Annotated in this window: 19 protein-coding genes; 5 read left to right on the forward strand and 14 right to left on the reverse strand. The window is 55.7% G+C overall.

The annotated features are described in order from the left end of the window. Nucleotides 1-65: 65 nt before the first annotated feature. Nucleotides 66-1604 carry an aldehyde dehydrogenase AldB gene (gene aldB, locus C1N69_RS00710; RefSeq protein WP_045286022.1) on the forward strand — a complete coding sequence of 513 codons (1539 nt, stop codon included), beginning with the start codon at nucleotides 66-68 and terminating at the stop codon, nucleotides 1602-1604. On the opposite strand, the gene C1N69_RS00715 is transcribed toward aldB, so the two are convergent. After that, the gene (locus C1N69_RS00715) at nucleotides 1601-2563 is read right to left on the reverse strand and encodes a LysR family transcriptional regulator (RefSeq protein ID WP_047957471.1); all 963 of its coding nucleotides are present in this window, start codon (nucleotides 2561-2563) and stop codon (nucleotides 1601-1603) included. The two genes, aldB and C1N69_RS00715, sit on opposite strands and share 4 nt — an antisense overlap. A 120-nt stretch (nucleotides 2564-2683) precedes the next feature. Here C1N69_RS00715 and C1N69_RS00720 point away from each other — a divergent pair, with 120 nt between their 5' ends. Continuing rightward, nucleotides 2684-3424 (forward strand): MipA/OmpV family protein, encoded by a 741-nt coding sequence (locus C1N69_RS00720; protein WP_155030518.1) that lies wholly within the window; start codon nucleotides 2684-2686, stop codon nucleotides 3422-3424. A gap of 99 nt (nucleotides 3425-3523) precedes the next feature. Here C1N69_RS00720 and C1N69_RS00725 read toward each other — a convergent pair whose 3' ends face one another. Then, the gene (locus tag C1N69_RS00725) at nucleotides 3524-5473 is read right to left on the reverse strand and encodes a glycoside hydrolase family 127 protein (protein ID WP_155030519.1); all 1950 of its coding nucleotides are present in this window, start codon (nucleotides 5471-5473) and stop codon (nucleotides 3524-3526) included. Between the two features lie 10 nt (nucleotides 5474-5483). Beyond that, nucleotides 5484-6884: an MFS transporter gene (locus C1N69_RS00730; RefSeq protein ID WP_155030520.1), complete on the reverse strand. Its 1401-nt coding sequence runs from the start codon at nucleotides 6882-6884 to the stop codon at nucleotides 5484-5486. Nucleotides 6885-7109: 225 nt separating this feature from the next. Here C1N69_RS00730 and C1N69_RS00735 point away from each other — a divergent pair, with 225 nt between their 5' ends. Continuing rightward, complete coding sequence (locus C1N69_RS00735; protein ID WP_095452079.1) at nucleotides 7110-7928, forward strand: helix-turn-helix domain-containing protein; 819 nt, start codon at nucleotides 7110-7112, stop codon at nucleotides 7926-7928. Here the strand turns inward: C1N69_RS00735 and araD are convergent, their stop codons facing one another. The 8 genes from araD to yiaK form a co-directional block, all read right to left on the reverse strand. After that, nucleotides 7929-8624 (reverse strand): L-ribulose-5-phosphate 4-epimerase, encoded by a 696-nt coding sequence (gene araD, locus C1N69_RS00740; RefSeq protein WP_155030521.1) that lies wholly within the window; start codon nucleotides 8622-8624, stop codon nucleotides 7929-7931. After that, on the reverse strand, nucleotides 8618-9478 hold the full coding sequence (locus C1N69_RS00745) for an L-ribulose-5-phosphate 3-epimerase (RefSeq protein WP_155030522.1): 861 nt from the start codon (nucleotides 9476-9478) through the stop codon (nucleotides 8618-8620). Before C1N69_RS00745 ends, araD begins: the two co-directional genes overlap by 7 nt. A gap of 2 nt (nucleotides 9479-9480) precedes the next feature. Then, the gene (gene ulaD, locus C1N69_RS00750; protein ID WP_045286013.1) at nucleotides 9481-10134 is read right to left on the reverse strand and encodes a 3-keto-L-gulonate-6-phosphate decarboxylase UlaD; all 654 of its coding nucleotides are present in this window, start codon (nucleotides 10132-10134) and stop codon (nucleotides 9481-9483) included. Beyond that, nucleotides 10131-11636 carry an FGGY-family carbohydrate kinase gene (locus C1N69_RS00755; RefSeq protein WP_155030523.1) on the reverse strand — a complete coding sequence of 502 codons (1506 nt, stop codon included), beginning with the start codon at nucleotides 11634-11636 and terminating at the stop codon, nucleotides 10131-10133. Before C1N69_RS00755 ends, ulaD begins: the two co-directional genes overlap by 4 nt. 64 nt (nucleotides 11637-11700) lie before the next feature. Continuing rightward, the gene (locus C1N69_RS00760) at nucleotides 11701-13020 is read right to left on the reverse strand and encodes an MFS transporter (RefSeq protein WP_155030524.1); all 1320 of its coding nucleotides are present in this window, start codon (nucleotides 13018-13020) and stop codon (nucleotides 11701-11703) included. A gap of 45 nt (nucleotides 13021-13065) precedes the next feature. Beyond that, nucleotides 13066-13992: a DUF4862 family protein gene (locus C1N69_RS00765; RefSeq protein ID WP_047957480.1), complete on the reverse strand. Its 927-nt coding sequence runs from the start codon at nucleotides 13990-13992 to the stop codon at nucleotides 13066-13068. A gap of 26 nt (nucleotides 13993-14018) precedes the next feature. Continuing rightward, nucleotides 14019-14486 carry a YhcH/YjgK/YiaL family protein gene (locus C1N69_RS00770; RefSeq protein WP_059386745.1) on the reverse strand — a complete coding sequence of 156 codons (468 nt, stop codon included), beginning with the start codon at nucleotides 14484-14486 and terminating at the stop codon, nucleotides 14019-14021. 10 nt (nucleotides 14487-14496) lie between these two features. Continuing rightward, a complete protein-coding gene (gene yiaK / locus C1N69_RS00775) occupies nucleotides 14497-15495 on the reverse strand; it encodes a 3-dehydro-L-gulonate 2-dehydrogenase (protein WP_095441419.1) in 999 nt (332 codons plus the stop codon). 230 nt (nucleotides 15496-15725) lie between these two features. On the opposite strand from yiaK, the gene yiaJ reads away from it, so the two are divergent. After that, on the forward strand, nucleotides 15726-16538 hold the full coding sequence (gene yiaJ, locus C1N69_RS00780; protein ID WP_025758387.1) for an IclR family transcriptional regulator YiaJ: 813 nt from the start codon (nucleotides 15726-15728) through the stop codon (nucleotides 16536-16538). A gap of 72 nt (nucleotides 16539-16610) precedes the next feature. Here yiaJ and avtA read toward each other — a convergent pair whose 3' ends face one another. Both avtA and C1N69_RS00790 read right to left on the reverse strand, forming a co-directional pair. Continuing rightward, entirely contained in the window at nucleotides 16611-17867 is a 1257-nt protein-coding gene (avtA, locus tag C1N69_RS00785; protein ID WP_025758385.1) for a valine--pyruvate transaminase, read from the reverse strand. A 171-nt stretch (nucleotides 17868-18038) separates the two neighbouring features. Next, entirely contained in the window at nucleotides 18039-20069 is a 2031-nt protein-coding gene (locus C1N69_RS00790) for an alpha-amylase (RefSeq protein WP_155030525.1), read from the reverse strand. Nucleotides 20070-20383: 314 nt separating this feature from the next. On the opposite strand from C1N69_RS00790, the gene C1N69_RS00795 reads away from it, so the two are divergent. Then, nucleotides 20384-21208, forward strand: a complete 825-nt coding sequence (locus C1N69_RS00795) for a protein bax (protein WP_032672543.1) — start codon at nucleotides 20384-20386, stop codon at nucleotides 21206-21208. 39 nt (nucleotides 21209-21247) lie between these two features. Here C1N69_RS00795 and xylR read toward each other — a convergent pair whose 3' ends face one another. Beyond that, the gene (xylR, locus tag C1N69_RS00800) at nucleotides 21248-22426 is read right to left on the reverse strand and encodes a D-xylose utilization transcriptional activator XylR (RefSeq protein WP_021242460.1); all 1179 of its coding nucleotides are present in this window, start codon (nucleotides 22424-22426) and stop codon (nucleotides 21248-21250) included. Between the last annotated feature and the right edge of the window lie 32 nt (nucleotides 22427-22458).

A 22458-nucleotide genomic window follows, 5' to 3' on the forward strand; every position in this document is an offset into this window, starting at 1 on the left:
CCGGCTGGCGATAAAATCACCAGCCGGTACTACCCTTGTTGTACACCCACAGCAAGGAGACGGTCATGACAAACAATCCTCCCTCATCGCGTATCCAGCCTGGCGAGTATGGTTTTCCCCTTAAGCTGAAGCCCCGTTATGACAACTTTATTGGCGGCGACTGGGTCGCTCCCGTCGACGGCGAATATTATTCCAACCTGACCCCTGTTACCGGCCAGCCGCTGTGTGAGATTGCCAGCTCCGGCAAGCGTGATATCGATCTGGCGCTGGATGCGGCGCACAAAGCGAAAGATAAATGGGCCCATACCTCCGTGCAGGACAGGGCAGCCCTGTTGTTCAAGATTGCCGACCGGATGGAGCAAAACCTTGAGCTGCTGGCGACGGCTGAAACCTGGGATAACGGCAAGCCGATCCGGGAAACCATGGCGGCAGACGTGCCGCTGGCGATTGACCACTTCCGCTATTTCGCCTCCTGTATTCGTGCCCAGGAGGGCGGGATCAGCGAGGTAGACAGTGACACCGTGGCGTATCACTTCCACGAACCGCTGGGCGTCGTCGGGCAAATTATTCCGTGGAACTTCCCGCTGCTGATGGCGAGCTGGAAAATGGCACCGGCGCTGGCGGCGGGAAACTGTATTGTGCTTAAACCGGCCCGTCTGACGCCGCTCTCGGTTCTGCTGCTGATGGAAATCGTTGGCGATCTTCTGCCGCCGGGCGTGATTAACGTGGTGAACGGCGCGGGCGGTGAGATAGGCGAATATCTGGCTACTTCAAAACGTATCGCTAAAGTGGCGTTTACTGGCTCGACGGAAGTGGGCCAGCAGATCATGCAGTACGCCACGCAGAACATCATTCCGGTGACGCTGGAGCTGGGGGGCAAATCCCCGAATATCTTCTTCGCGGACGTGATGGAAGAAGAAGATGCCTTCTTCGATAAAGCCCTGGAAGGATTTGCGCTGTTTGCCTTTAACCAGGGCGAAGTCTGTACCTGCCCGAGCCGCGCGCTGGTGCAGGAGTCCATCTATGAGCGCTTTATGGAGCGGGCCATTCGCCGCGTCGAGTCTATCCGCAGCGGTAACCCGCTCGATAACGTCACCCAGATGGGCGCGCAGGTCTCGCACGGACAGCTGGAGACTATCCTCAACTACATTGATATCGGCAAGAAAGAAGGGGCGGATATTCTGACCGGCGGTCGCCGTAAAGTGCTGGGTGGGGATCTGCAGGAGGGGTACTACCTTGAGCCGACGATCCTGTTCGGCCAGAACAATATGCGCGTTTTCCAGGAGGAAATTTTCGGACCGGTGCTGGCCGTGACCACCTTCAAAACGATGGAGGAGGCGCTGGAGATTGCCAACGACACGCCATATGGCCTGGGGGCAGGCGTCTGGAGCCGCAACGGTAATCTGGCCTATAAAATGGGCCGGGGCATACAGGCCGGGCGTGTATGGACTAACTGCTACCACGCCTATCCGGCGCACGCGGCGTTTGGGGGTTATAAGCAGTCGGGTATCGGGCGTGAAACCCACAAGATGATGCTGGAGCATTATCAGCAGACGAAATGTCTGCTGGTCAGCTACTCTGATAAACCGCTGGGGCTGTTCTAATCACCCAGTTCAGGCCGTCCATGGGCGGCCTGAGCAATTTGCTGGCGCAGGCAGTTCAGAACGCCGTCCAGAACGTATTGCACACGCCAGGGCTGGTATTCGCGTTTACGGAAGATGGCGGTCAGATCGAGCCACCACTCCTCCTGGTGCGGAAAGCAGGGGACCAGCATGCCTTTGGTTAATTCTTTTTTCAGACTCTCTTTTGGCGCAAACACAATTCCCAGATTATTTCTTGCCAGCTCCAGGGCCGTTTGCGTATTGTCACAAATATAATTACCGGTTACCCGGTAATCATGTACGTGATCGCTGCCGTGGACGCGGAAACGCCAGATGTTTGCATCATCGACCAGCATGGAATCAATGAGAATACAGGAGTGATTAATTAAATCTTCAGGTCCCTTCAAGGGGTGTTTATTTAAATATTCAACGGTTGCGAATGCCGTTACAGAATATTTTGTTAGCACGCTGGCAACCAGACTTTCGTCTTTCGGCTGCGCATAAGTAATTAAAATATCGCAGTCATCCGGAAAGGAAACTCCTTCTGAAAATTCATTCCGGTCCAGATTATAGGTTTTCAGGGAGATGCGGATGTCACCGATGTTCTCTATCTGATGGATCACGTGTCGCGCGAGATAGGTCACGATGCCCGTTGGGGCGTAGATCGTCACTTTGCCACGCTTTTCATGCTTATAATCAGCAATGAAATTAACAAGTTGACTGTTCTTATCCAGCGTGGCATTCACGTATGGGAGTAACGCCTCGCCAAACTGGGTGAGGGCGAGCTGACGGGTGGTGCGCTCGAAAACCTTCAGCCCAACCCGCGTTTCAAAATCAGACAGATATTTACTGACGTTGGCCTGCGCCATACCCAGCAGGGCGGCGGCATCACCAATGCTGTGGGTTGCGGCGATGACGGATATGATTTTTAATTCGCGTGGTTTTAGCTGTAATTTACTCATCCTGCGCACCCATCTATATGATTTTATATATAATATTATATAAACCGCAGCGTTGCATTGGCAAATTTGTAACCATTATTATGCGCCTCGCTTGTTTGGCATATAAATGGATTACATGTAATGACTATTAAATACAATTTACTCATCGCGGCCACGTTATTTGCAACAACTTCTGCAATGGCCGGTGACTTTTCACTTGGCGCGGGGGCTGTATTTAATGAGTCTCCTTACAAAGGATATAATGAAAATACCACCGCGGTTCCGTTAATTAGCTATGAAGGCGACAGATTCTATGTTCGCCAGACCACGGGCGGATGGATCCTGTGGAAAGACGCAAAAAATGAATTCAGCCTGACCGCATCGTGGATGCCGCTGCATTTTGATCCAGATGATAACGACGACCATCAGATGAAAAAACTTGATGAGCGTAAAGCGTCTGCCTTCCTCGGTGGCGCCTACTACCGCCACGAAAGCTGGGGGTCTCTGAAAGTGGCCGTTGCCGGCGATGCGATGGATGAAAGCGGTGGCGTGGTGGGCGAGGTCTCGTACTTCCGCCCAATCAGGATGGAACGCCTGACTCTGACGCCCTCTGTCGGTGTTTTCTACAGCGACGAAAGCTACAACGACTACTACTACGGCGTATCCGGCAGCGAGTCTCGTCGCTCAGGTCTGGATGAATACACCGCCGGTGACAGCTGGACGCCATACATTGGCCTGGCGGCAAAATATCAGTTAACCGAGAAGCTGTTCCTTAACGCCAGCGCGGTCTATACCGTATTACCTGACGATGTGAAGAACAGCCCGATGATCGACCGCGACGACAGCTTCGCGCTGATGACCGGCCTGACCTGGCGTTTCTGATGTGATAAAGCCGGGTGGCGGCTTCGCCTTGCCCGGCCTACGGATTGACTCCCTCTCCCGTGGGAGAGGGTTGGGGTGAGGGCAACAGGCCGCAGATAATCAGCCTTCATCCACCCAAATCCGCATTTCCCCTTCTCCCCGGTTAGCCCAGCTGAACCAGGGAATAAAGGTCAGCGTCTGGGGCTGACGTTGTACCGGCGAGCGGTCGTACTGCCACAGCGCATCCGTGTCCTTCACGTGACACCCCATCCCCTCAGCCTGAATCAGCATCTTATGCGCGAATATTCCTTTTCCCGCAAAGACCCGAAATTCGCTGTCTGCAGGCAGGGAAAGGTTATGTAGGTTGGCTCCGTTATCGGCCTCTTCCAGGCAGTAGACCAGCGGGCCGCGCTGCAGGGCGACTTTGCCCGCCTGCTGGCGTACCTGCGGGTTTCCATACACGCGGCGAACCGGCATCGGTAGCGTCAGCGTGACAGCATCCCCCTCTTGCCAGGTACGGGTCAGGTAGAGGTATCCCCGGGAGATTTCACCCGCAACGGCTTCACCGTTCAGCGACACGGCAGGCTCCGCGCACCAGTCCGGGAGCCGCAGGGCCAGGGTATGCCTCACCGGCGCAGGCGAGACGATCTCGATATTTACCTCTTCCTGCCACGGATAATTGCCGCTAATCCGCAGTTGCAGCGTCTCGTCGCCCACCGGTATGGCGACCTCGTTGCCCACGTAGAGGTTAATAAAAAGCGCATCCGGGCGAACGGTATAGATGTAATGCCCCAGCGACGTCAGCACGCGAGCGATATTCGGCGGGCAACAGGCACAGCCGAACCAGCGCTGACGAACGGGTTTCACGTGATCGTAGATATGGTTGAATGCCAGGGTTTGCGGATGGACCTCCAGCGGGTTCACATAGAAGAAGTGCTTACCGTCCAGCGCCATGCCCCCAAGCACCGTGTTGTATAACGCCCGCTCCATCACGTCGGCGTAGTGACTGTCGGCCTCCATCTCCAGCATCCGACGGGCAAACATCATCAGGCCGATGGAGGCGCAACTTTCGGCATAGACCGTATCGTTGGGCAAATCATAATCGCTGCTGAAGGCTTCACCGCTGCTTTGCGAGCCTATCCCGCCAGTTATGTACAGCTGGCGCTGCGTCATGTTGTTCCACAGTCTCAGGCAGTCCTGCCGCTTGCCCTCGTCATGGCTCAGACGAGCCAGATGCGCCATACCCGCCATCAGGTAGACAAAGCGCACCGCGTGGCCAGTGGCCGTTTGCTGTTCAGCAAGTGGCTGATGCGCCTGGCTATAGGCTTTGTCCTTGACCATCCATGCCGGACCGTAGGTGTTCCAGTATGACGTTCTTCCACGCTTCTCATATTCGATATCGTAGAAGTGAGGCTGCACGCCGCGTTGTTCAATAAAATATTTCACCAGCGTGAGATAGCGTGGCTCTTGCGTAACGTCGTAAAGCCGCATCAGCGCCAGCTCGATTTCCGGGTGACCCGGATAACCGTGGAGCTGGCTGTCACCAGGGCCAAACACGCTGTCGATGTGGTCCGCCAGACGGCATACCACCTCCAGCAGACGGCGTTTACCGGTGCCCTGAAAATACGCCACGCCGGCTTCAATCATATGTCCTGCGCAGTAAAGCTCGTGGCATTCAGCCAGGTTGGTCCAGCGCTCGCTGGGGGCTTTTACCGTAAAATAGGTATTGAGATAGCCATCTTCACACTGCGCTGCCGCGATCAGTTCAATGACCTCGTCGGCGGTTTTTTCCAGTTCAGCATCCGGTTTCTGGCACAGCGACCACGCTACGGCTTCCAGCCATTTCGCCACGTCGCTGTCCTGAAAGACCATGCCGTAGAACTCCCCCTGCTCGAGGCCTGCCGCGATGCGGAAGTTGGTGATGGCGTGGCTGGGTTCGGCGTCCTGCACGCGATCGTTCAGCGCATCCCACTGGTAGGGGATCACCACATCACGCACCAGCCGCTGATACTGGCCGAGAAACGGGTCGTTGATTTTCAGGTTGTGCAGGTTGGCTTCCATTACGGACATAGCGTTCTCCTCAGGACGATACATGACGCTGGCGCAGATCGGTGGCAATGCGCGCCATCATCGGGTTGTTGAGCCTGCACCAGCGAACAGAGACAGCCAGCAGCAGGTGGAATAGGGCAGGGAGTAACGTCTCCATGGCGGTGATACCCTGCAGTGAAGCGGGAGTCTGGTTGCCCGTGCCAGGCTGGTAGGCCACGGCGATAAACACCAGACTGATGATCCCGGCGCTGGATGCCCACGCCAGCTTGATGAAAAACAGGTTAAAGGCGAAGTTCATGCCCGACGAGCGCACGCCCGTTTTCCACTCGCCGTAGTCGTCGGCAAAGGCCATCAGCGAGAAGTGCAGCGGCAGGGTAAAACCGAGAATGACGCCGTTGCTCAGAATGACGATAAGCCACAGGGTCTGGTGAGCCGGGCCGCCGGGCAGGAACCACATGCCCACCGCGAGCGCGGCCAGCACCAGGTTGGTGTAGTAGTAGAGTTTGACAGTATCAACGCGGCGAGAGAGAGGGTTGACGATCACCGCGCCCAGAATGGCCGCGAAGGTCACCATGGTGAAAAACAGCGAGGTATAGGCGGTGCTGCCCTGCAGCACGTAGGTGATGAAGTACATGTAACCGCCGCCGCGGATGTTGAACACGTTGATCAGCAAAAACGACATCACCAGCATCAGCAGCAGCTGGTCATTTTTACGCAGACCGGCCAGGTGTTCGCGCAGGGTGAATTTGCCCATCAGCGCCAGCGGAACGCGCTCACGCACCCAGAAGAAACAGCAGAGAAACATCACCACCGCGATGGCGCACAGCACGCCAACCCCCAGTTGATAGCCCCGTGCGGCATTCCCCTGGCCCAACTCCGCAACCAGCCACGGCAGACCCACGGAGACCAGAAAACCTGCCACGCCGCACAGCACAAAGCGCCATGACTGGCAGGAGATCACCTCGTTGTGACGAGTCGTCATGGTGTTGATCAGCGCGCAGTAGGGGACGTTGATGGCGGTATAGCCAACGGACAACAGCAGGTATGTGCCGAACGCCCAGGCGATTTTCACGCCCATACTGGCTTCCGGCGCGGTGAAGGTCAGCACGCCAATAATTCCGATGGGAAATGCCACCCACAGCTGCCAGGGACGAAAGCGTCCCCAGCGGCTCTGAGTGCGGTCGGCAATGATGCCCATCACCGGGTCGGAAATGGCATCAAAGACGCGCAGGGCGATAAACAGCGTACCGACAAGTGCCGGGGTGAGGCCAAAAACGTCGGTGTAGAAAAAGGTCAGAAAATTCATGATCAGGCAGGTCATCACCGTTCCGCCCGCATCGCCCAGGCCGTAGCCAATTTTCTCGCGAACGGACAAACGGCTATCGGTTGCCCCTTGTGTCACGTCTGATTCTGTAATCGGTGTGGAAGTCATGAGATAACTCCTCGGGAATCGAATTTATTATCGTATTTGTGCAAGGTACGCATTTATTCTGCACCGAACAGACAGGCCAACAAGGGAAGGGAAAAGTATAAAAAGATGACGATTCCGACCTGATGATAAAAATGTGAGTTTGATCGGGCCGTTATTCGATTATTTATTAATAATCAAAGCGTAAGTCGAATATTAACGGCAATAAAAGCGGAATGGTGAATATCCATGCTCGAATTATCCATAGCGCTTCCGATTAAAGTCCAGAATGGCGGGCTGTTTATTTCCCGGGGCGTGGGGCGTCACCCTGCCAGGAAGTTAACCTCATGGGAGATAATATTTGTTGAAAAAGGGACATTAACGATCCAGGAGGAACATCATCTCTTTGAGGTGAAGGCGGGAGAAAGTTTGCTTCTCTGGCCGGGCCGTCGACACGTGGGCGTGGAGGATTTCCCGGCGGACCTGCGCTTTTACTGGCTCCACTTTGAGGTTGAAAAGCAACATATCACCTTGCCAGAAGCCACCCCTCTGGCAATAGAACAACATTGCCGCGTAAGGGATGCGCAATATGTTATTGCGCTATTTCGGCAATTCCTCAGCGAGCAGGAGAAATTACAGCGAAGCGTGGCGCTGGAGATGATTTTATTACTGATTTTACAGCAGGTGTCGATCTCGTCGGGATATGAAGACAACGTCGATGAGGCCGGGGCGGCAATAGCATGGAAGGCGAAGCAGCTTATTCGCACGCAGTTTCATTTGCCACTTTCCACATCGCAACTGGCAAAAGCGTTGCACTGTAATGCTGATTATCTCGGACGCGTGTTTCGCCGGACTTTCCATTTAACCCTGACGGAAGCAATACATCGCCAGCGCGTCAGGGCGGCAGAAAAACTGTTGCTGGATGGCACCGCCTCGCTCACCGAAGTGGCCACCCGCTGCGGTTTTAATGACGTAGGTTATTTCCGACAGATATTTTCAAAGCACACCGGGTTAACCCCCGCCGTCTGGAAACGGCGGTACTGTAAAGAGCATATTAATTCCGGATGATTACTGGCCGTAATAGGCATGTGCCCCGTGCTTACGCAGATAATGTTTGTCGAGCAGTTCCTGCTGCATAACCGGAAGCTGGGGGGCAAGCTGGCGCGAGAACAGGCCCATGTAGGCGCACTCTTCCAGCACGACGGCATTGTGTACCGCATCGGCGGAATCTTTACCCCAGGCGAACGGGCCGTGAGAGTGCACCAGAACCGCCGGGATCTGCACTGGGCTGAGATCGCGCTCCTCGAAGGTTTTGATGATCACTTCCCCCGTCTGGTATTCGTATTCCCCTGCAATCTCGGCCGGGGTCATCTTCCGCGTGCAGGGGATTGTCCCGTAGAAATAGTCGGCGTGCGTGGTGCCCCATGCCGGTAAATCCTGTCCCGCCTGCGACCAGATGGTGGCGTGGCGAGAGTGAGTATGCACGATGCCGCCAATCTCAGGGAAACGACGATACAGCGCAAGATGCGTTGGGGTGTCTGACGAGGGTTTTTTGCGGCCTTCGACCACCTCACCGGTGGCGATATTCACCACTACCATATCTTCTGCGGTCATCACGTCATACTCCACGCCGGAGGGCTTGATCACCATCAGGCCGCTTGCGCGATCCACTGCGCTGACGTTGCCCCAGGTGAAGGTCACCAGCTGGTGGGCGGGAAGCGCCAGGTTTGCCGCCAGTACCTCGGCTTTGAGTTGTTCTAACATGTCATGCCTCCTTCCTGCATGCGGGCTTCAATCCAGCGGCGCGCCTGGATGATCTCCAGCACCGGCTCTTTTGCTTTTTCAGTCCACATTTCAATCAGAAACGCGCCGCGATAGTTCAGCTGATTGAGTGTGTTAAATACCCCAACGAAATCGACGCAGCCCTCGCCAAACGGCACATCGCGGAACTGTCCCGGACTTTGCTCGGTGACGGGCTGGGTATCTTTCAGGTGAATTGCAGCGATGCGATCGATACCCAGCGTCAATTCGGCAGCCACATCGTTGCCCCACGCGCTGAGGTTGCCGACATCCGGATAAACGCTGAACCACGGCGAGGCGAGCATCTCGTCCCACTTTTTCCATTTGCTGATGGAGTTCATAAACGCCGTGTCCATGATCTCCACCGCCAGCATCACCTGGGCGGCCGCGGCCTGCTCTACAGCCCACGCCAGCCCTTCAGCAAAGCGCTGTTGCGTGCCCTCGTCGTGCGCTTCGTAGTAGACGTCATAACCCGCAAGCTGGATGGTGCGAATGCCGAGATCGCGGGCCAGCCTGATGGCTTTAGTCATGATTTCACGGGCGCGTTCACGCACGGTTTCATCCCGGCTACCAAACGGGAAGCGGCGGTGGGCAGACAGGCACATGGAGGGGATCGCCACCCCGGTTTCCAGCATCGCTTCAACCAGCGATGCGCGCTGCGTGGTGCTCCACTCGAGGCGCGACAGGCGTTCGTCGGTTTCATCAACCGACATCTCAACAAAGTCGAACCCGCAGCTTTTCGCCAGCACCAGGCGCTCCGGCCAGGTGAGGGATTTCGACAGCGCTTTTTCGTAAATACCTAACGGATGCTGACGCATGGTTACGCTCCCCAGATGTCGCGGATTTGTGAATGGAACGCGTGCGCCACCTGCGATGGATTGGCCGCGCCTGCCAGCGCGCGTCCGGCAATGAAGGCTTTCACGTTGATCTGCTTAAACAGCGGCAGGTCGGCGGGGGTGATGCCGCCGGTGATCGAGATCTGCAAACCGATGTCGGAGAGGGCTTTCATTCTGGCGAGATCCGCCTCGCCCCACTGCTGTCCGCTGGCCTGGGCGTCGCGACCCCGGTGATAAATGGCCTGCTTCACGCCGATGCGCTGCCAGGCGCGCGCGTCGTCCAGCGTCCAGTGGCCAAAGAGTTCCATCTGGATTTCTCCCCCGCAACGCAGTGCCACTTCGTGGCCTCTTTCAACGGTCGCCAGAGGTGCGGCGCAGATAATGGTCATCCAGTTCGCGCCTGCGCCAAACGCCTGTTCCGCCAGCGTTTCTCCGGCATCGGCCACTTTCCAGTCCGCCACGACGATCTTATCCGGGCACTGCGCGCGCAGGGCGCGTACGGCGTTCAGCCCTTCGGTCAGGCACAAAAGGGTGCCCGCTTCGACAATATCAACGTGATCTGCAAGCGTCGCGACATCGCGCTGCGCGGCCTGCAGAGAGGTGTGGTCGAGCGCCAGCTGCAATAATGGTCGGCTCATAGGTCGTACTCCTTAACGCGGGCGTGGTAGCCCTGTAGTGCTGAAATCAGTAGCCGGTAGCGCTGATACTTGCGCTGATAGGCTGCATGGGCGTGCATGTCAGGTTCAATGACCCGAATGTCGTGTCGAAGGGCGCGTTGCGCCGCGTGAAAATCGGGATATACGCCAGTGCCAACCAGGGCTGCCAGCGCCGCGCCGGAACAACCGGTCTCCTCAACCTGCGGCAGTTCAATGGCCAGGCCGCTGACGTCTGCAAGCATTTGCATCCACACCTCAGAATGGGTGGGTCCCCCCGTTACGCGCAGGGCATGAACGTGGGTAAAGCGTTCGAGCATACGGTTGAGGTGGGTCATGTGGCTAAATACCACGCCCTCATAAACAGCCTGGAGCAGATGCGCGCGGGTGTGCAGCGCCTGCATGCCGTAGAAGCCGCTGGTCATCTCCAGCCCGGCGTTGCTGCCGTAAAGGAACGGCAGGAAGAACAGATCGCTTTCGGCTTTCGGCAGGCTGGCGACGGCAAGGTTGATCTCATCGAATGATATGTCGCCCCACTGCGCGGTCAGCCACTCCAGGTTGCCGGACGAGGTAGGGCTGGCTTCGTGCACGATGTATTGCTGTGGATGCACGTAGCGTCCATAGACGTACGGGAATGGTTCGTTGTCGCGAAGCGCACTGGCGATCCCGCTGGTGACGGCCCAGGTGCCCATCACGGCGTTCAGCGTATGTTCGTCATGCAGTCCGGCGCAGATCGCGGTGGAAACCACATCAAACAGTCCACCCACGACAGGCGTGCCCGCCGCGAGACCGGTAAGCGCGGCTGCCTGAGGGGTGATTTCCCCGCAAATTTCTGCTGAACCGACAACCGGCGGCAGTGCACTGTCAATCTCGCTGATGCCAAGCCAGCGCGTAAGCTGTGGGTCGTACTGGCCGGTGTTCATGTTGTAGAGGTTGGACTCGGAAATGTTGCTCTCTTCGCCGCCTTTTACGCCGGTGAGGCACCAGCGCAGATAGTCGTGCGCCATCATCACGCAGCCGATTTGCTGATACCGCTGCGGTTCGTTCTCTTTGATCCAGCGCAGCAGGGAGACCGGATGCCCGGTCCACAGCGTCTGGCGCGTATGCGGATACAGTTTTTCGGGAATACCGTCCTGCTGCCAGCGCTGCACAATGTCCAGGGCCCGGCGGTCAGAGGAGAGGATGGCGTTACCCAATGGCTTGTCATTTTTATCCAGTAAAAACAGTCCCTTGCCCTGCGCGGAAATACCGACACCCTTGATCTGTTTTCCGTTTATCCCTGAATGGTTGAGCAGCAAGGCCACGGTCGCGTGGCAGTGCTGCCACAGCTGGGGCATATCCCGCTCGGCGTAGCCCGCTCGTGGGCTGAGCGTGGCAACGGAGCGGCGTTCGATACTGACTTCTTTGCCCTGGCTGTTGTATAAACCGGCTTTCAGATAAGTACCGCCACAATCGATACCCAGCCAGAAGGGCTCTTTTTCACTCATCTTGATCTCGCTTATTCGCCGGGTGGCGCTGCGCTTACCCGGCCTACGGTTCGGTTTGGGGGCATCAGGCCGCACGTTTATGGGGGGTCACCGTGGGATTGGGCTCTGTCCCCGCATCACATTTCGCCGGCAGCAGCAGGGCCAGCAGCGATGCCAGCGCCAGAGAGACCGCCAGGCAGTACACTCCCGCATCTTTGCTGTAGAGCGTGATCAGCACGCCTACCGCATACGGGCCGCAGAAGCCACCGAGGTTGCCCAGAGCGTTGATCACGCCGCGCGCACCGCCCGCCATCTCCGCGCTGAACAGGCGGGCCGGAATGGTCCAGAACACGCCTGCGGCCGACTGCAGGAAGAAACCACAGCCCACCAGAGCGGCATAGGCCAGCCAGGTATTCGCTTTGAGCGCCACCGAGAGGAACATGCAGAGCGCGAAACCAATCAACGGCAGGGAGACAAACAGCTTGCGCTTGCCGGTACGGTCAGAGAGCGTAGAGAACAGGAACATGCCCGCAATAGCGCCGATGTAAGGCAGGATCGCGAGCACTCCCACCTGGCCGATGCTGGTGTGCGTCAGCTCTTTGAGAATGGTGGGCAGCCAGAGGGTGTAACCGTAAATTCCGGTCTGATAGAAGAAGTTCAGGGCGATCAACTGCCACATGGTTTTGTCTGACAGCACCGCACTGAGCGAGGCGTTTTTCACCTCTTTTCCGGCGATGGCCTGCTGTTCAGCCGCCAGCGTGTGCACCAGATAGTTTTTCTCTGCTTCTGAGATCCAGCGGGCTTCCTGGGGACGGTCATAAATGGTGAACGCCCACAGCACCAGCACCGCGATGGACATCAGCCCTTCAATGATAAACAGCCAGCGCCAGTCGAGTGTGGTAATAATCCAGCCCGACAGCGGGGCGGTGATGATCCCGGCGATGGGCACAAACATGATCACAATGGCGTTGGCGCGACCGCGCTCGGCATCCGGGAACCAGTTGCTGATCATGGTGAGCACAACGGGCAGCATCCCCCCTTCCGCCACACCGAGTAAGAAACGCAGCACCAGAAGCTGATACTGATTCGTCACAAGCCCGGTCAGAACCGAGATCACCGCCCAGGCGACCAGTGACCAGCCGATAAACTTCTTACCGCTGCCGTGCACGGCAATCTTGCCGCCGGGAACCTGCAGGAACAGATAACCGATAAAAAATATCCCGCCCGCCAGACCTGCCATGGTGGCGGAAATACCCAACTCTTCATCCATACCGCCCGGCATGGCAAAAGCGATATTCACACGGTCCATATAAGAAATAATGCAGGCGATAAGAATAGGGGGAATGATTCTTAGCCAGCGCTGGCGCGGAATGTCCGCATGTAGGGCTTGAGTAGACGTAGTCATATTTAATCTCTCAGTGTAGGTAACCGGAATTACGTTTTTTTATTGTTATTGTGTTGCTTTTTTCATCGCGCTAATGCCGTCGCGTAAAATAGCGATACGATGCCCGACGTCAGCATTAGCATTTATTTCCAGTAATTTAATACCGGAGAATTTCAACGTTGCGGCGTGCGCCGCAGTAAACAGTGCTTTTACGTGTTCAGTGGACATCAGACTGTCGGCGCAGAACGAAGAAAACGGCGCGTGCAGATCCTGCCATTCACCGTACTCCCCGCTGAGGGTGGTACCCGAGAACATCAGCGCGCCCAGCTTTCCGGCCTGAAGGGCGGTCTGCACATGCTCAACCGGAAGCGTTGTGTTGCGTCCTTCAATGGCCGAACGCGCCCAGTTGATGCAGACGCTGATATCGGTCTCGTTGATCGCCTCCAGAACCTGCTTCAGAGGCAGGAAACCCTTGCGCGGGGCGAGACCTGTCATAGCATCACAATGTTCAAGCACCAGGTCGCAGGACCAGTCCCACGCGGTGATTTCGCGAACAGAGCGGGAAAATGCGTCGGTGGCCTGCTCAACAGAAGCATTGCCGATCTGCGGAGCCGCCTGCATCTCCAGCGCGATAATTTTTCCTGGAAAACGGGCATTCACGGCGTCAATTTTCTGATGCAGATGACGGTAGAAATTGACGCAGGCTTTACGCTGCGCTTCGTCAGCAGACGCCAGGCCAAACGCACCGTGGGTGCCCCGGCGGCGCATGGTTTCCATAACGGCGGTGACAACCATTTGCCAGTCGCCCGGCGTATGGCGGAACAGCCATTCATCACCAAACGGATGGAGATTTTCCAGACACGGTTGTTCCAGCCCACGGATATCCGGCGTGTCGGAAAGTGCCCGCCAGAAGGCCCGTTCTTCTTGTTCCCCTTGCTGGTGAAACGAGGGTGCGCAGGGATACGCACCAATAATAAACCCGGTGTTGGTCATTTCGCGTTTCCACTATTTATAAAAAATTAATTCAATTCGCTGATGGCAACTTTCACCACAATTTTACGAATTGCAGAACTTTTATTTTTAATACAGGCAGGGCGGTGAACGTCCTGCGGGAAAAATATGGCGTAGCTGCCCGGTACCATTTCAATAAACGACTCATTTTCACTGTCGTGATAAAAAATAATATCCCGCTGTTCGAGCAATGATTCGCTTATTTCGTTATTGCCGGTATCAATAGCGATACCGATTTTCTCTTCGCCGGAGGCCAGGAATTGAATATCGAGGTAGCGGCGATGTACTTCCGGGCGATTCTCATGCTGTGCTTTGGTGGTCAGGTCGAGCACTTGAGCAAAGATGTTACGTCCTTCGATTTCAACGACGCCCGGCATCAGGGAGGTGAAATCCGTGGTACGCAGAAAATCCAGCGCTTTTTCAATGGCGCGTGGCAGGCGGCACGGATTGGGCTGCGAGATATGTCCGAATATCATGGTCCACTCCTTACAGTGCCTGGATTTTCGCCCACACGCTGTCGTCGATGGTGATACCGTGGCGACGGTTCTCTTCCAGATGACGCGTAAATTCATGCCCCGGCAGACGGACCGCCACGTTTTCATCTGACCGCTCTGCGGTAGTGATAAAGTCCATGATGCGCTGCAGCTTAGCGTCGCGGGTTGGTCCGTCGATCAGGCGATCGACCTCGATGGCGATAAAGATCTGCGACACGCCGTATTCGTCACTGTTGTCCTGGGTGACTTCCGCCACGGACGCGCCGTTGGAGAGCAAGGTGGCGATCATATCGAGCACGATCGATAAGCCGGAGCCTTTCCAGTATCCCATCGGCAGGATGCGACGGTTTTTCTCAATCACGCCAGGCTCTCTGGTGAGATTACCCTCGTCGTCAAAGCCGCCGTCTACCGGGAGTTCGCGCCCCGCGAGACGATTGACCTCCAGCATGCCGTAGGAAAACATCGACATCGACATATCGACCATGGTGATCGGGCTGGAAGGAATGGCCACGATCAGCGGGTTGGTGCCGATGCAACACGTTTTTGAGCCCCAGGCGGGCATCACGGCTATGGAGTTGGTCCAGCAAATCCCGATATAGCCCTTCTCGGCGGCTTGCCACCCGTAGCTGCCGCCGCGCATCCAGTGGTTAGCGTTACGTAGCGCCACCAGACCAATCCCGTGATCGGACGCCAGCTCGGTGGCGCGGTCCATCATCTTCTTCGCTGTCAGGTTGCCGATGGATCGCTGCGCATCCCACTGTTCGATGGCCCCTAATGTGGTAACCCGTTTTGGCTGGGCGTCAGGAATGATGTCGCCGGCGTCAAGCTGCTGGATAAAGCGCGGGAAGCGGTTGACGCCATGCGAATAGACGCCGGATTCCGTGGTGCGGGCAAACATCTCCGCGCAGGCGTCCGCGGTATCCGCGTTGACACCGCGATCGAGCAGAACCCGATTGAACGCCGCTTTCAACTCTTCGAAGGTCACTTTCATCCCTGTTCTCCTGTTTTTGTCGGGGCAAGTGCGAGTGCTTTTTTATCGCTAAATTTCACTATGCGAAATCTGATTTCAAATATAGCGATCAAAATTTGTCAGATCAACGACATTCCTGTTTTTCAAAATCGATTAAAATCAACTGGTTGTATTTTTTCTGTCGAGATCGTGAACTGACCCACACTTTGCGCTACCATCAGGACGCGCTAAACAGGAGCCATGGGAAAAGCATGAAAGAGAGCGAAATGACGCAAGAAAAAGAGAGGCCAGCAGGCAGCCAGAGCTTGTTTCGCGGCCTGATGCTGATTGAGATCCTCAGTAACTATCCGAACGGCTGTCCGCTGGCGCATTTATCGGAACTGGCGGGGCTAAATAAGAGCACCGTGCACCGGTTGCTGCAGGGATTGCAGTCGTGCGGGTACGTCACGCCGGCACCCGCGGCGGGGAGCTATCGCCTGACCACCAAATTTATCGCCGTCGGGCAAAAGGCGCTGTCATCACTGAATATTATCCACGTGGCGGCGCCACACCTTGAAGCGCTGAACATTGCTACCGGCGAGACGGTGAACTTCTCCAGCCGGGAAGACGACCACGCTATTCTGATTTATAAGCTTGAGCCGACAACCGGTATGCTGCGCACGCGTGCTTATATCGGTCAGCATATGCCGCTCTACTGCTCTGCGATGGGCAAGATCTACATGGCGTTTGGTCAACAGGCGTATGTGGCGAGCTACTGGGAAAGCCACCAGGATCAGATCCAGCCGTTGACCCGCAATACCATCACCGAACTGAGCGCGATGTATGACGAACTGGCAACGATCCGCGAGCACAGCATGGCGATGGACAAAGAAGAGAACGAACTGGGTGTCTCCTGTATTGCCGTGCCGGTATTTGATATTCATGGCCGCGTGCCGTACGCGATCTCTATATCGCTGTCGACGTCGCGCATGAAGCAGGTGGGCGAGAAGAACTTACTCAAGCCGCTGCGCGAAACGGCAGAGGCTATTTCAAAAGAGCTGGGTTTTAACGTGCGCGAGGCGTAGCACAAGGGCAGGTTTATCGTTGCGGAGCCTGCCAGATGACGTACCGTCTGGTGCGTCATCTGGCGTAAGCCCTTACTGCGTATCTTCGCGCCAGGCGTATTCGATCTCTTCGGCGAGAATTTTCACCCCGGCTTCAATTTTTTCCGGATCGGGCACGTAGTTCATCCGCATGCACTGATGTGTATGTGGCCACGGCTTATCCAGCCCCGGGAAGAAGTAATCACCTGGTACCATCAGTACGCCGCGCTTTTTCAGGCGCTGGTAGAGCAGTTCGGTGGTGATAGGCAGGTCCTTAAACCACAGCCACAGGAAAATCGCCCCTTCAGGTTTGTGGATCAGGCAGCGTTCTTCCGGTAAATAGCGGCGAAGAATCGCAATGGTTTCCTGAACGCGCTGGTAATAGAACGGTTTGATGACCTCATTCGACAGGCGCAGCAGGTCGTTGCGTTTGATCATTTCGCACATCATCGCCGGACCGATGCCGCCCGGTGAAAGGCTGATAATGCCGTTCATATTGGTAATGGCGGTGATGATTTTCTCATTGGCGATGATGATGCCGCAGCGGCTGCCCGGCAGGCCCAGCTTAGAGAGGCTCATGCACAGGACAATGTTCGGGTTCCACAATGGACGTGCTTCGCTGAAGATAATACCGGGGAACGGTACGCCGTAGGCGTTATCGATCACCAGCGGGATGCCGTGCTGATTCGCCAGCGCATCCAGCTTCATTAACTCCTCGTCGGTGATCACGTTGCCCGTTGGGTTCGTGGGACGTGACACGCAGATCATGCCCGTCTCTTCACCAATATGCAGATGTTCAAAATCGACGTGATATTTGAACTGGCCTTCCGGCAGCAGTTCGATGTTTGGGCGCGCGGAGACGAACAGATCCTCTTCCAGGCCGGAATCGGCGTAGCCGATGTACTCTGGTGCCAGCGGGAACAGCACCTTTTTGGTGGTGCCATCGGCGCGACGCCCCGCGAAGAGGTTAAACAAGTAGAAAAATGCGCTCTGGCTGCCGTTTGTCAGTGCAATATTCTGTGGTTCGATATCCCAGCCCAGCTCGTCACGCAGCATTTCAGCGAGGAGTGCCAGCAGTTCAGTTTTCCCCTGCGGGCCGTCGTAATTGCAAAGCGCATCGGTTGCTTTGCCGCTTTCCAGCATCTGAGCAAGCAGGGTCTGGAAATAGGTATTCATCTCCGGGATTTGAGCCGGGTTTCCGCCGCCGAGCATGATTGCGCCCGGTGTGCGCAGCCCGTCGTTGAGGTCCTCCATCAGGCGAGTAATGCCTGAATGGCGGGTAAATTTGTCGCCGAAAAGTGAAAACGTCATAGCAGGTGATCTGTCGAGCTTATTTTGAAAGTGGGTAACCATAACGCTAGCACCGTGCTGGTGCAAATCGGCTGGTGTGGTCGGATTTGTTGTTTTATCTGGCGGGAGTGGATTTATGTAGTGAATAGTTCTGGTGCTTTTCCCCTCACCCCAAAGGGTGAGGGGTGTGGTTTATTGATTACCTGCCCAAACCACCATCACCTTATCGCCCTTATGCTCGCGCACGAAGCCATACCCCTCTTTCAGCGACAGCGTGGTTTGCTTGCCTTCACCTATCGCGGGATGGCGGGCGCGGAACTGACCCAGCGTTTGCCAGTGGGCGACGGTTAAAGCCTGTTTGCCCGTCACGTCCTGCCAGTTCATGTCTGAACGGGTGCCCTGCAGCGGGTCGGAACCCGTCGGGCCGAACGGACGTTCAGATTCATCTCCGTAATAGATTTGAACGCTACCCGGAGCTAACAGGAGCAGTTCGGCCGCGCGCTGGCCGCCTTCACGGAACAGTCGCGTGTCATGCGAGGAGAGATAGCTCAGCACATTGAAGCTTTGCAGCTTTTCCGCCATCTGCTGCCACGTGAGGTCCATATCAGCCAGGCAATTCACCGCTTTCGCCGCCTGCTCCTGATAATCGAAGTTGATCATCGCGTCGAAGCCGTGGCGATAATAATCGCTCTGCATGACCCCGTGGCCCCAGGATTCCCCGGTCATCCAGAATGGCGCGTTGTCGAGCTTCTTGTCCGGGTTCGCGCCTTTCCAGGCGGCCAGCGCCTGACTTGCCTGGTCTTTCAGTTGTTGCCAGGCCGCAAGTTCGACGTGTTTGGCGGTATCCACCCGGAAACCGTCAATGCCATAGTCCCTGACCCACTGGCTGAGCCAGTGGGTCAGGTAATCGCGCGGGGTATAGCCCGGAATGGCTTTCGCATGGGTATCGGGTTTGTGTTGATAGAAGTTAGGTAACCCGGAAGGCGCGGTGGATTCTGTTTTCAAATCGGGTAAGAACGCCAGCGACATCGTTAAATCATCGAAGCCGGGGTTGTCGTAATCGCCAATGTCGGTGCGGATCCACTTTTTCCCCCACCATTTTTCCCATGCGGCTTTGTCGCTGAAGTTGATGTAGTCGTTAAAGCTGTGCCAGCTTTGGCCTGCGCCCGGCGTCCAGTTTGTCCAGCGCTCTCCCAGCGTCTTTTTCAGCTCATCGCCCTGCAGGTACAGGGCGCCAAACTGATACTCCTGCATGTCCGCAAGCGTTGCGTAGCCCGTGTGGTTCATCACGATATCGAACAGGATGCGAATGCCGCGTTTATGCGCTTCATCAACAAGATGGCGTAAATCCTCTTCGCTACCCATATTGGCATCAAGCGTTGTCCAGTCCTGGGTGTAGTAGCCGTGATAGGCGTAATGAGGGAAGTCACCTTTGGTCCCCCCGCCCACCCAGCCATGGATCTGCTCAAGCGGAGAGCTTATCCAGAGGGCATTCACGCCCAGCTGCTGTAAGTAATCGAGCTTGCTGGCCAGTCCCTTAAGATCGCCGCCGTGGAATGTGCCTATCTCCTGCATGCCGTCTTTATGACGGCCATAGCTGTTGTCGTTGCCAGGATCGCCATTCACATAGCGGTCGGTCAGTACAAAATAGACGGTGGCGTTTTGCCAGCTAAACGGCGCGGGTTTGTCGGTTTCTGCGCGCTCAAGCAGCAGCAGGCCATTGCTGTTGGCAGCTGGCTGCAGAGTGATTTTTCCGTTCTGCACTGTCGTGGTCTGTTTACTGTAATAGTCGCGCACGACCGAGCCTTCCGGGAAGGTATGGCTGACGTCCAGCGTCAGCGGTTTACCGTCCCACCTTGGGCACTGGCGGATTACGTTTGCCACCGGTTGTTCTGCAGTGCTCTGGATGGTCAGCAGCAGAGTGGGCGTGCCGGAGCGGGTATCTATTCGCATCTGGTATTCACCGTCGCGGAACAGGCGCCACTGCGGCGGCGTGCCGTCACAGGGTTTAAGTGACAGCATCTCATTGAGTTTTATCGCGTCTGTTGGCTGCCAGCACGTGTTGTCAAAACTCACGGTCAAAGGACGCGTACCCTTCGCAAGCTTTGCCTGGCTTATGAAAACGCCGGTGCCTTCGGCGCTAAAGGCGTTAAACCCCGGTGACGACCAGTCAGCATGTGCCAGTGCGGGTAACATCAGAAAGGCTATTGCGGTGCGTTTCATTCCATTTTCCTGTCGCGGCATTTTTGACCAGTGTGCCACCAGGCGGAGGGTAAAAACTCATCCCCCGGCGCTTTCTGCCCGGAGGATGCGTGAGGATGAGTGATCTCGCGCAAAATTAGGCAGTTATCTGCGAGATCGCACACATTTTTTCAGAATTGATGCTTAAATGAGCAAGTTTCAGATGACATAGTTTCAGAATTGGACTATTTCTATACGTGCTCTTGAAGTCTATTTTTGATATGATTTGAGATTCCGCTCTCAAATTTGTGAAAAAAATAAGGTGTTAGGATGATTACATCCGACCAGGAGACCTAATGATATCGACTCCCATCCGACGATATGGGGCTGCGATACTCATGTTACTCACCACGGCATTTTCGGGTGAGGTGCTTGCGAAGACGCACACGGATACAACGAGTAAGAAAGCCCACGTAATAAAGACGACAAGTAGTAAGGTTAGCAGTAAACAAGAGTATTCTCGCAATAGTGCAAAGAGTAGTTCACTTCCTGATTTGCGAAAATACCCTTCCGGAACACCAAGGAAAAAAGCGTTTCTCCGGACGGTAATGCCTTACATCACGAGTCAAAATGCCGCGATTACTGCGGATCGTAACTGGCTGATTTCGAAACAGTACGATAGCCGCTGGTCGCCGTCAGAGCGCGCGCGTCTGAAAGATATCACGAAGCGCTACAAGCTGAGTTGGAACGGTAACACTCGTCGTGTGCCGTGGAACGCTCTCCTTGAGCGTGTGGATATCATCCCGGGTAGCATGGTTGCGACCATGGCGGCGGCTGAAAGCGGCTGGGGGACCTCTAAACTTGCGCGTAACAACAATAACCTTTTCGGTATGAAGTGTGTGAAAGGTCGTTGTAACAATGCGCCTGGCAAGGTGAAAGGTTATTCTCAGTTTGAATCAGTGAAAGATTCTGTGAATGCCTACGTGGTGAATCTGAACACGCACCCGGCCTACTCATCGTTCCGTAAATCACGCGCGCAGTTGCGTAAAGCGGACCAGGAAGTGACGGCCAGTACGATGATCCACAAGCTGAAAGGGTATTCGACGAAGGGGCAGAGCTATAACAACTATCTGTTCGCGATGTATCAGGATAACCAGCGCTTAATTGCCGCCCATATGTAATCTTAAAAGAACGCCTTCCAGTGGAAGGCGTTTTCTTTTCTATATCAGCACCTCGCTGTGGCGATCCCGGTACTCTTTGGGTGTGGTGTCATATTCTTTGCGAAACACCGAATAGAAATACTGCAGGGATGGGTAACCGCACATCTGCGAAATTTCGTTGATCGATAGCGACGTGGAGATGAGCAGGCTGCGGGCCTTCTCCAGCTTCTCAGCATGAATAACCGCATGAATGGTTTCGCCCACCTCTTCTTTGAAGCGCTTCTCCAGATTCGAACGAGAAATGCCCACTGAATCCAGAACCTGATCGACCTTTATCCCTTTACACGCGTGGTTGCGAATGTAGTGCATGGCCTGAATGACGGCAGGATCGCTTAAGGAGCGATAGTCGGTTGAGCGCCGTTCAACGACCCGCACAGGGGGTACCAGCAAGCGCTGAAGCGGCAGAGACTCTTTATCCAGCAGACGATGCAGCAGCTTCGCCGCCTGATACCCCATCTGACGTGTGCCCTGAGCAACGGAAGAGAGCGCCACGCGAGACAGATAGCGGGTAAGTTCTTCGTTATCAATGCCAATCACGCACAGTTTTTCAGGTACCGGGATGTGTAAATGTTCGCAGACCTGCAGCACGTGGCGCGCGCGGGCATCCGTAACGGCAATAATACCGGTTTGCGGCGGCAGCGTTTGCAGCCAGTCTGCCAGGCGGTTTTGCGCGTGCTGCCAGTTCTCCGGTGCGGTTTCCAGCCCCTGATAGACCACGCCGCGGTACTTCTCCTGCGCGACCAACTGACAAAACGCGTGCTCACGCTCAACGGCCCAGCGCTTGCCGCTGGTGGCGGGCAAACCATAAAACGCAAAGCGATGAACGCCTTTCTCTTTTAAATGGAGAAAGGCCGCTTCAACCAGGGCATGGTTATCGGTAGCAATATAATGGACTGGCGGATAGTGTTCCGGAGAATGGTAGGAGCCGCCGACGCCCACAATCGGGACGTCGACGTCGGTCAGCAGTTGCTCAATGACGGGGTCGTCATAGTCGGCGATGACGCCATCGCCCAGCCAGTCTTTAATGTTCTCCAGACGGGTGCGGAAATCTTCTTCAATAAAGATATCCCACTCCGATTGCGACGCCTGCAAATATTCGCCAACCCCTTCAACCACCTGACGGTCGTAGGCTTTATTGGCATTGAATAACAACGTAATGCGGTGACGCTTTTCAAACATGGCTCACTTCCCAATTAAGTCACAATACCGTT

Origin of the sequence: Enterobacter sichuanensis, from assembly GCF_009036245.1 — a bacterium.
GTDB classification, from domain to species: Bacteria; Pseudomonadota; Gammaproteobacteria; order Enterobacterales; family Enterobacteriaceae; genus Enterobacter; species Enterobacter sichuanensis.

Excerpts from the sequence above, each read along its gene's own strand:
- C1N69_RS00760 (WP_155030524.1), bottom strand. The coding sequence starts at position 13,020 with ATGACTACGTCTACTCAAGCCCTACATGCGGACATTCCGCGCCAGCGC.
- C1N69_RS00720 (WP_155030518.1), top strand. The coding sequence starts at position 2,684 with ATGACTATTAAATACAATTTACTCATCGCGGCCACGTTATTTGCAACA.
- aldB (WP_045286022.1), top strand. The coding sequence starts at position 66 with ATGACAAACAATCCTCCCTCATCGCGTATCCAGCCTGGCGAGTATGGT.
- C1N69_RS00715 (WP_047957471.1), bottom strand. The coding sequence starts at position 2,563 with ATGAGTAAATTACAGCTAAAACCACGCGAATTAAAAATCATATCCGTC.
- C1N69_RS00745 (WP_155030522.1), bottom strand. The coding sequence starts at position 9,478 with ATGCGTCAGCATCCGTTAGGTATTTACGAAAAAGCGCTGTCGAAATCC.
- C1N69_RS00755 (WP_155030523.1), bottom strand. The coding sequence starts at position 11,636 with ATGAGTGAAAAAGAGCCCTTCTGGCTGGGTATCGATTGTGGCGGTACT.
- C1N69_RS00725 (WP_155030519.1), bottom strand. The coding sequence starts at position 5,473 with ATGTCCGTAATGGAAGCCAACCTGCACAACCTGAAAATCAACGACCCG.
- xylR (WP_021242460.1), bottom strand. The coding sequence starts at position 22,426 with ATGTTTGAAAAGCGTCACCGCATTACGTTGTTATTCAATGCCAATAAA.
- C1N69_RS00790 (WP_155030525.1), bottom strand. The coding sequence starts at position 20,069 with ATGAAACGCACCGCAATAGCCTTTCTGATGTTACCCGCACTGGCACAT.
- C1N69_RS00770 (WP_059386745.1), bottom strand. The coding sequence starts at position 14,486 with ATGATATTCGGACATATCTCGCAGCCCAATCCGTGCCGCCTGCCACGC.
- ulaD (WP_045286013.1), bottom strand. The coding sequence starts at position 10,134 with ATGAGCCGACCATTATTGCAGCTGGCGCTCGACCACACCTCTCTGCAG.
- C1N69_RS00765 (WP_047957480.1), bottom strand. The coding sequence starts at position 13,992 with ATGACCAACACCGGGTTTATTATTGGTGCGTATCCCTGCGCACCCTCG.
- yiaJ (WP_025758387.1), top strand. The coding sequence starts at position 15,726 with ATGAAAGAGAGCGAAATGACGCAAGAAAAAGAGAGGCCAGCAGGCAGC.
- avtA (WP_025758385.1), bottom strand. The coding sequence starts at position 17,867 with ATGACGTTTTCACTTTTCGGCGACAAATTTACCCGCCATTCAGGCATT.
- yiaK (WP_095441419.1), bottom strand. The coding sequence starts at position 15,495 with ATGAAAGTGACCTTCGAAGAGTTGAAAGCGGCGTTCAATCGGGTTCTG.
- C1N69_RS00735 (WP_095452079.1), top strand. The coding sequence starts at position 7,110 with ATGCTCGAATTATCCATAGCGCTTCCGATTAAAGTCCAGAATGGCGGG.
- C1N69_RS00795 (WP_032672543.1), top strand. The coding sequence starts at position 20,384 with ATGATATCGACTCCCATCCGACGATATGGGGCTGCGATACTCATGTTA.
- araD (WP_155030521.1), bottom strand. The coding sequence starts at position 8,624 with ATGTTAGAACAACTCAAAGCCGAGGTACTGGCGGCAAACCTGGCGCTT.
- C1N69_RS00730 (WP_155030520.1), bottom strand. The coding sequence starts at position 6,884 with ATGACTTCCACACCGATTACAGAATCAGACGTGACACAAGGGGCAACC.